The following is a 3,503-nucleotide window of genomic DNA, read 5'->3' as shown; positions in this document are numbered from 1 at the left end:
ACTCTCACATGGGGAGACCCCACACTACCATCGGCGCTACGGCGTTTCACTGCTGAGTTCGGCATGGGGTCAGGTGGGACCACCGCGCTATTGCCGCCAGACAAATCCTGGTTTCAACCCCGAACAAGCTGTCATCTGCTTTGAAACTTTGTCATCTGCTCTCTCAGCCCAAAACACCTTCGGTGTTGTCAGGTTAAGCCGCACGGTTCATTAGTACTGGTTAGCTCAACGTCTCGCAACGCTTACACACCCAGCCTATCCACGTCCTCGTCTCGAACGTTCCTTCAGTGTCCTCAAGGGACAAGGGAAGACTCATCTCAAGGCAAGTTTCCCGCTTAGATGCTTTCAGCGGTTATCTCTTCCGCACTTAGCTACCGGGCAGTGCCATTGGCATGACAACCCGAACACCAGTGGTGCGTCCACTCCGGTCCTCTCGTACTAGGAGCAGCCCCTTTCAATCTTCCAACGCCCACGGCAGATAGGGACCGAACTGTCTCACGACGTTCTAAACCCAGCTCGCGTACCACTTTAAATGGCGAACAGCCATACCCTTGGGACCTACTTCAGCCCCAGGATGTGATGAGCCGACATCGAGGTGCCAAACACCGCCGTCGATATGAACTCTTGGGCGGTATCAGCCTGTTATCCCCGGAGTACCTTTTATCCGTTGAGCGATGGCCCTTCCATGCAGAACCACCGGATCACTAAGACCTACTTTCGTACCTGCTCGAGCTGTCACTCTCGCAGTCAAGCTAGCTTATGCCTTTGCACTAACCTCACGATGTCCGACCGTGATTAGCTAACCTTCGTGCTCCTCCGTTACGCTTTGGGAGGAGACCGCCCCAGTCAAACTACCCACCAGACACTGTCCGCAACCCGGATGACGGGCCTACGTTAGAACCTCAAACATTCAAGGGTGGTATTTCAAGGTTGGCTCCATGCAGACTGGCGTCCACACTTCCAAGCCTCCCACCTATCCTACACATCAAGGCTCCAGGTTCAGTGTCAAGCTATAGTAAAGGTTCACGGGGTCTTTCCGTCTTGCCGCGGGTACACTGCATCTTCACAGCGAGTTCAATTTCACTGAGTCTCGGGTGGAGACAGCCTGGCCATCATTACGCCATTCGTGCAGGTCGGAACTTACCCGACAAGGAATTTCGCTACCTTAGGACCGTTATAGTTACGGCCGCCGTTTACTGGGGCTTCGATCAAGAGCTTCGCCTTGCGGCTAACCCCATCAATTAACCTTCCAGCACCGGGCAGGCGTCACACCGTATACGTCCACTTTCGTGTTTGCACAGTGCTGTGTTTTTATTAAACAGTTGCAGCCAGCTGGTATCTGCGACTGGCTTCGGCTCCGGGCGCGGGGCCCTTCACCTAGTGCCAGCGTGCCTTCTCCCGAAGTTACGGCACCATTTTGCCTAGTTCCTTCACCCGAGTTCTCTCAAGCGCCTGAGTATTCTCTACCTGACCACCTGTGTCGGTTTGGGGTACGATCCAATGTTACCTAGAGCTTAGAGGCTTTTCCTGGAAGCAGGGCATCAGCTACTTCAGCACCGTGGTGCCTCGTCATCACGCCTCAGTGTTAACAGGTGACCGGATTTGCCAGGTCACCCCACCTACACGCTTAAACCGGGACAAACCGTCGCCCGGCCAGCCTAGCCTTCTCCGTCCCCCCTTCGCAGTAACACCGGGTACGGGAATATTAACCCGTTGCCCATCGACTACGCCTTTCGGCCTCGCCTTAGGGGTCGACTCACCCTGCCCCGATTAACGTTGGACAGGAACCCTTGGTCTTCCGGCGAGCGGGTTTTTCACCCGCTTTATCGTTACTTATGTCAGCATTCGCACTTCTGATACCTCCAGCATGCCTCACAGCACACCTTCAACGGCTTACAGAACGCTCCCCTACCCAACAACACTTGCGTGTCGCTGCCGCAGCTTCGGTGCATGGTTTAGCCCCGTTACATCTTCCGCGCAGGCCGACTCGACCAGTGAGCTATTACGCTTTCTTTAAATGATGGCTGCTTCTAAGCCAACATCCTGGCTGTCTGAGCCTTCCCACTTCGTTTCCCACTTAACCATGACTTGGGGACCTTAGCTGGCGGTCTGGGTTGTTTCCCTCTTCACGACGGACGTTAGCACCCGCCGTGTGTCTCCCGTGATAACATTCTTCGGTATTCGCAGTTTGCATCGGGTTGGTAAGTCGGGATGACCCCCTAGCCGAAACAGTGCTCTACCCCCGAAGATGACTTCACGAGGCGCTACCTAAATAGCTTTCGGGGAGAACCAGCTATCTCCCGGTTTGATTGGCCTTTCACCCCCAGCCACAAGTCATCCGCTAATTTTTCAACATTAGTCGGTTCGGTCCTCCAGTTAGTGTTACCCAACCTTCAACCTGCCCATGGCTAGATCACCGGGTTTCGGGTCTATACCCTGCAACTTAACGCCCAGTTAAGACTCGGTTTCCCTGCGGCTCCCCTATACGGTTAACCTTGCTACAGAATATAAGTCGCTGACCCATTATACAAAAGGTACGCAGTCACACCCCAAAGGGTGCTCCCACTGCTTGTACGTACACGGTTTCAGGTTCTCTTTCACTCCCCTCGCCGGGGTTCTTTTCGCCTTTCCCTCACGGTACTGGTTCACTATCGGTCAGTCAGGAGTATTTAGCCTTGGAGGATGGTCCCCCCATGTTCAGACAGGATACCACGTGTCCCGCCCTACTCATCGAACTCCCACTGCCAGCGTCTTCAGATACGGGGCTATCACCCTTTACTGCCGGCCTTTCCAGACCGTTCTCCTGACGCTGACACTGATGCTGGTTCTGGGCTGCTCCCCGTTCGCTCGCCGCTACTGGGGGAATCTCGGTTGATTTCTTTTCCTCGGGGTACTGAGATGTTTCAGTTCCCCCGGTTCGCCTCATTAACCTATGAATTCAGTTAATGATAGTGCAACGGATTGCACTGGGTTTCCCCATTCGGACATCGCCGGCTGATGGCGCTTCATATCAGCTCACCGGCGCTTTTCGCAGATTAGCACGTCCTTCATCGCCTCTGACTGCCTAGGCATCCACCGTGTACGCTTAGTCGCTTAACCTCACAACCCGAAGGTGTCTTCGGACTGGAGTTTTGAGAGACTCCCCAATCCCGTCTTCACGACTGGGACTGGGTGTTTCAAATTTTCAGCTTGTTCCGGATTGTTAAAGAGCTATTATTGGTAAACCGACTTTACAGCCCGCTTAACAATAATATCAGGGGGCACCGCCTTTCACACAGGGCCTGAGCAGTGTGGCGTCCCCTAGGGGATTCGAACCCCTGTTACCGCCGTGAAAGGGCGGTGTCCTAGGCCTCTAGACGAAGGGGACATCGAGTCTTCTTCGCAGACGCGCTGCTCATATTACATTTCATCAGACAATCTGTGTGAGCACTGCAACAAAAACTACTATCTCTAGGTAAGGAGGTGATCCAACCGCAGGTTCCCCTACGGTTACCTTGTTACGA

General features: G+C 54.1%; 1 tRNA gene and 2 rRNA genes. All 3 read right to left on the bottom strand.

The features are described 5' to 3' along the window. A 5S ribosomal RNA gene (gene rrf, locus Xvie_RS26660) occupies positions 1-101 on the bottom strand; the annotation flags it as partial. A gap of 88 nt (positions 102-189) precedes the next feature. Beyond that, positions 190-3,099 (bottom strand): 23S ribosomal RNA (locus tag Xvie_RS26655). Positions 3,100-3,291: 192 nt separating this feature from the next. Beyond that, a tRNA-Glu gene (locus Xvie_RS26650) sits at positions 3,292-3,367 on the bottom strand. Positions 3,368-3,503: the final 136 nt, after the last annotated feature.

Origin of the sequence: Xenorhabdus vietnamensis, from assembly GCF_002127535.1 — a bacterium.
In the GTDB taxonomy this organism is placed as follows: Bacteria; Pseudomonadota; Gammaproteobacteria; order Enterobacterales; family Enterobacteriaceae; genus Xenorhabdus; species Xenorhabdus vietnamensis.
Note: the sequence above shows the minus strand (reverse complement) of the source record. Positions and strands in the feature narration are given on the sequence as shown.